Raw genomic sequence first — 4823 nt, forward strand, 5'->3', positions numbered from 1 at the left:
GTGCCGCTGTCGCCGGAGGCGCCGCGGTTCGGCACGGTCGGCGCGGTCGCGCTCGACCGGCAGGGGCACCTCGCGGCGGCCACGTCGACCGGCGGCATGACGAACAAGGCGCCAGGCCGCATCGGCGACACGCCGATCGTCGGTGCCGGCGTATATGCCAACGATGCGAGCTGCGCGGTGTCGTGCACCGGCAGCGGCGAGCACTTCATCCGCGCCTGCCTCGCCCACGACATCCATGCGCGCATGCGCTACCTCGGCCAGGCGGTCGGTGCGGCGGCGCAGGGCGCGATGCTGCAGTCGCTGGAGCCGCTGGGTGGTCGCGGCGGGCTGGTCGCGCTGGGGGCCGACGGCAGGCTCGCGATGCCCTTCAATTCGCAGGGCATGTACCGCGCCTGGGTCCGTGAAGGCGTGCCGCAGGCGACGGCCGTGTTCGAGTGAGCTGGCCCGTTCGGGCCTCCCCACCCGTTCGGGCTGAGCTTGTCGAAGCCTGGTGCCCTGCGCGCAGGCCCTTCGACTAGCTCAGGGCGAACGGAGATGGGCACGTGCTTGGTGGAAGGCTCACTTCTCCTTCGGGAACTTGCAGCACAGCGGCCAGATCTGCGTCGGGTCATCGGACCGGCAGGTGCACATGTCCGCCGGATCGCCGATCAGGCTGCCGCCGTTGGTGTCCATCGGCCGGTCGTCCCACGGGAAGTTGTCCGGGTCCCACGCATCGCTCGGCGTGTCGGTCCAGGGCATGTTGGCCGCCAGGTTGTCCTCGGCATGCAGGAAGCCGCAGCCGCAGCTGGTCTTCACGTTGGCGATCGTCGAGCGCTCGCTGCGCATGTTCTGCTGCGCGATCTGGATCGACGACGGGTTGTAGACCTTCGTGACGATCGACACGTGCCCGTGCTCCCCGCTCGCGCCGCACATGCCGCGGCCGAACACGAAGATGTCGCCCGGCACCGGCGTGCCCTGGCCCGGCTTGAAGCGCGACACGCCCTGCGGCAGGTTGAAGGTGCACAGGTCGGCCGCCGACGGCACCACCAGCCGCTTGTGGAAGCGGAAGATGTAGTAGCGCTGCGGGAACTCGGTGCACTGGTAGCCGAAGCCGCTGTTCGTCATCGTGCGGTTGTTGAACGGGTTGCTGGTGTAGGTGTCGTGCCCGTTGGTGCTGAAGATCGGGTTGCCGTAGCAGTGCTCCTTGTTGAAGATCGGGAACCCGGTCGAATCGGTGAAGTCCGTGAAGCCACCGCGCTGGCCGTCGATGTAGGCCGACGGCGGGGCGCCGCAGGCGAAGGCCGACGCGAACTGCGGCAGCGCGGCCAGCGCCAGCAGCGCCAGGACGCGAGCGAAGCGGTGGACAAGCGGAAGCGCCATGGGATCTCCTGTGAGCGGTCGTCGATGCCGGAAGCAGTTGCCAGCCGCGTGCCAGGACGGCCCGTCTCCAAGTGCTTGATTTGCCACGCGCACGCGCGGGCGGGGCGTGCGGCTTGACGCACTCGTCGGGCGCGCCTGGGCGGCGGCCCGCACGGCCGCGTCAGCGTCCGCCGGCAGATCGTGCGGCCGAGCGCGCCACATCCTGCAACAGCCCACCCGTGCCCGACATCCCCGCCACCACCGAGGTCGCGAAGCGCCCGGTGCAGGCCATCGCCAGCATGCCGAGCACCAGGAACAGGAACAGCGCGATCAGGTCGTACGGGCCGTGCACGTCGATGGTCGCGCCCATCGAGCCGGTCGCGGCGGCGCTCATCGAGCGGAAGCCGAGCAGCACCATCGATAGCGTCACCTTCGCGATCAGGTCGTACATCATCACGTTGAAGAACAGCTTCAGCCAGCCGTCGAACAGGAACGACAGCCGGCGGAACAGCAGGAACGGGATCGCGAACCAGCCGACGCCGAACGCGATCTCGAAGCACCACTGCATCCACAGCTCCACCACCGTCGCGATCGCACCGAGCAGCAGGATGCCCAGGCTCGCGACCATGGTCGTGAAGATCGCATATGCGCGGTTCGTGATGCAGTCCATCAGCCCGTCGCACACCGGGTGCAGGCTCAGCTGCAGCACGGTCGTGAAGATCTCCTCGGCGAGCGTGCGGTCGGTGCCGATGCCGGCGATGCTGCCGCCCAGGTGGTCGCCGATGAAGCGCGTGGCCGCGGCGATCGCCGGCATCAGCCCGCGGTAGCCGGTCAGCAGCAGGTAGACGAAGCCGACCGTGAAGGTGAGCTCCAACAGGTCGACGATGTCGAAGCCGCGCAGCGCGAAGCCGATGAACTTCCAGACGAACAGGAACAGCGACAGCGACGCGAACAGCACATGCACCACCATGCCGATGCTGGCGGAGGTGAGGGCGGCCGACACGTGCGTCGTCATCGCGTCGTTGGCCTCGCGCAGCGTGACGAAGATGTCGTGCAGCCACGGCATGTCGGCCGGCGGCGCGGCGTGGGCCGGCAGCACGGCGCACAGCAGCAGCGGCACCAGCAGCCGTGCTGCGCTTCGAGCCGACGGATTCACCTCGTCACCCAGCGCGTCACGGTGCGCGCCATCTGCCCGAAGTTGATGCCGCCCGCCGCCGCGCCCGCGACGATCGCGCTCGCGAAGCGGCCGGTCGCCAGCAGCGTGAAGATGCCGACCCCGGCGAACAGCATCAGCCCGAGCACTTGCGTCACGTCGTCGATCGGCGCGAGCGTCGGCGGCGTGAAGCCGCCGCCGCTCAGCGCCGCGGCGGTCGAGCCCCAGTAGGTCATCAGCGCCACCACCACCAGCGCGAGGTTGACGCGCGCGAGGATCAGGTAGATGACCGCGCCGAAGAAGAAGCGCAGCCAGCCTTCGAACAGGAACGACAGCCGCCGGTACAGCGTGAACGGCAGCAGCACCGGCCCGGTCGCGAGCGCGATGCCGTACAGCCAGAAGCCCCACACGTCGACCAGCATCACCGCGACGCACAGCCCGGCCAGCAGCAGCGAGATCGCGAGCGCCGCGACGATCTGCACCGCGCCGCCGCGCACGCAGTCGAGGATGTTCAGCGGGTTCCACCCGAGGTGGCAGTTCGGCGAGATCTGCATGCCGTAGGTGACCAGCATGTCGACCAGCGAGGCCGGCGTCGAGACCGCCGCCGCGGTGCCGCCGCCCAGCCCCATGATGCCGGCCAGCAGCGCCGCGCCGACGAACAGCGCCGCGTTGAAGATGGCCGGCACCACGGTCGTGAACATGCTCAGCATCAGCCCGGTGAACATGATCTGCACCGCGGTCTCGACCATCTCGCCGAGCTTGAAGCCGCGCAGCGCCCACGAGGTGCACTTCAGCACGAACAGCGCCAGCGCCAGCACGAAGAACAGCCGCGTGGCGACATAGTGCATCGCGCCGCCCGAGACGACGGCGCTGACGCGGTCGACGATCGCGTCCTCGAACTGGCCGATGCGCTTGAAGGCATCGTTCAGCGCCGCATGTGCGAGCGGCGTCGCCACCAGCAGCGCGAGCGCGGCCAGCTTCTGCGCACCCTTCAGCGCAGCCGTCACAGCGCCACCGCCATCGCCGCCCCGGCCGCGGTGGCCGCGGCGCTCGCCGCCCGCTGCACCACCTCGCCGACGCCGCCGCCGGCCGCGTTCTGCACGATGGCCGACGCGAAACGGCCGGTGCTGTAGAGCGTCGCGATGCCCACCGCGAGGAACACCAGCATGCCGACGATCGAGAAGAAGCCGTCGACGTCGACCGTCTGCGAGGCGGGGATGCCGCCGCCGTGCGCGATGCCGAACATGATCTCCAGCCCGAGCAGCACCAGCGCCAGGTTGACCTTGGCGACCATCACGTAGACCACCATGCCGAAGAAGAACTTGAGCCAGCCGTCGAACAGGAACGACAGCCGCTCGAACAGCAGGAAGGGCACCGTGAGCCAGCCGATCGCATAGGCGATCTGGAAGCCCCACATCGTCCACAGCTCGACCAGCGTCGCGATGATGCCGAGCGCGATCACGATGATGTACGCGAAGATCGCCGCGATCCACGACATGACCCCGGGCCCGAGGCAGTCGAACAGGTCGCACGACGAATGGAAGTCGACCTGCACCACCATGCCGAAGATGTTCTCGGCCAGGCTGACCTTCGGGTCGCGCCCGGAGATGCCGGCCCCGAGCACGTCGGACACGTAGCGCCCGGCGCCGAAGATGGCCGGGAAGATCGCCTTGTACGCGCTCAGGATCAGGTAGACGAAGAACAGCGTCATCATCAGCGCCATCATGTCCAGCAGGTCGAAGCCGCGCAGCGCGTAGCCGCTGAACTTCCAGACGAACAGCCCGAGCGCGAGCGCCGAGAACAGCACGTTGACCACCATCTCGATCTCGTGCGTGCCGAGCGCGTCGCCGATCTTCTGCGTGATCTGCTCGGTGACGCTGTCGAACACCAGGAACACCTCGTGCAGCGCCGGCAGCGACGCGGCGTGTGCCGGCAGCGCCCAGCCGGCGAGCAGCAGCGCGCCGACGATGCCGAGCGCCGCGCGCTCAGAGCGCCGCATGGCCGGGCGCCCGTTCCACCGCGTCGGCCAGGCGGCGCATCTCGGCGCCGGTCTGCAGCAGCTGCGCCTGCAATTGCCGGCCATAGCGCAGCGCCGCATCCTTGATGGCCTCTTCGCGCGCCAGCACGTCGAGCAGMGCGAGCGCCAGCGTGTCGCGCCCGAGCTGCGCGGCCTGGCGCTGCGGCTCGTCGCCGACCACCTGGCCGGCGGCGATGCGGCGCTTCAGGTCGTCGGCCAACACCGAGGCGGCGGCGCGCGACGCGAGCGCGCTGCGCGGCATCGACATCGGCGCGGCCCCGCCGCTGAAATCGGGCCCGCCGAGCTGCATCAGCG

At 69.4% G+C, this 4823-nt stretch carries 6 protein-coding genes; 1 reads left to right on the forward strand and 5 read right to left on the reverse strand.

Annotated features, from left to right (window positions below):
* The coding region (locus ACXJLU_RS32720) for an isoaspartyl peptidase/L-asparaginase (protein WP_457337905.1) at positions 1-438 on the forward strand (438 nt) is incomplete at its 5' end.
* 120 nt (positions 439-558) lie between these two features.
* On the opposite strand, the gene ACXJLU_RS32725 is transcribed toward ACXJLU_RS32720, so the two are convergent.
* The 5 genes from ACXJLU_RS32725 to ACXJLU_RS32745 all read right to left on the reverse strand — a co-directional run.
* Positions 559-1359, reverse strand: a complete 801-nt coding sequence (locus ACXJLU_RS32725; RefSeq protein WP_457337906.1) for a CHAP domain-containing protein — start codon at positions 1357-1359, stop codon at positions 559-561.
* A gap of 160 nt (positions 1360-1519) precedes the next feature.
* Complete coding sequence (locus tag ACXJLU_RS32730; RefSeq protein ID WP_457337907.1) at positions 1520-2494, reverse strand: type IV secretion system protein; 975 nt, start codon at positions 2492-2494, stop codon at positions 1520-1522.
* A complete protein-coding gene (locus ACXJLU_RS32735) occupies positions 2491-3498 on the reverse strand; it encodes a type IV secretion system protein (RefSeq protein ID WP_457337908.1) in 1008 nt (335 codons plus the stop codon). The genes ACXJLU_RS32730 and ACXJLU_RS32735 overlap by 4 nt, the downstream gene beginning before the upstream one ends.
* Entirely contained in the window at positions 3495-4490 is a 996-nt protein-coding gene (locus ACXJLU_RS32740; protein ID WP_073468859.1) for a type IV secretion system protein, read from the reverse strand. Before ACXJLU_RS32740 ends, ACXJLU_RS32735 begins: the two co-directional genes overlap by 4 nt.
* Positions 4477-4823, reverse strand: a 347-nt coding sequence (locus tag ACXJLU_RS32745; protein ID WP_457337909.1) for a hypothetical protein, incomplete at its 5' end; no start/stop codon positions are given. The genes ACXJLU_RS32745 and ACXJLU_RS32740, both read right to left, overlap by 14 nt.

It is taken from the genome of Rhizobacter sp. P5_C2 (assembly GCF_054049715.1).

What these genes read in the sequence shown, in the direction of transcription:
- ACXJLU_RS32725 (WP_457337906.1), bottom strand. Translation starts at nt 1,359, where the DNA reads ATGGCGCTTCCGCTTGTCCACCGCTTCGCTCGCGTCCTGGCGCTGCTG.
- ACXJLU_RS32740 (WP_073468859.1), bottom strand. Translation starts at nt 4,490, where the DNA reads ATGCGGCGCTCTGAGCGCGCGGCGCTCGGCATCGTCGGCGCGCTGCTG.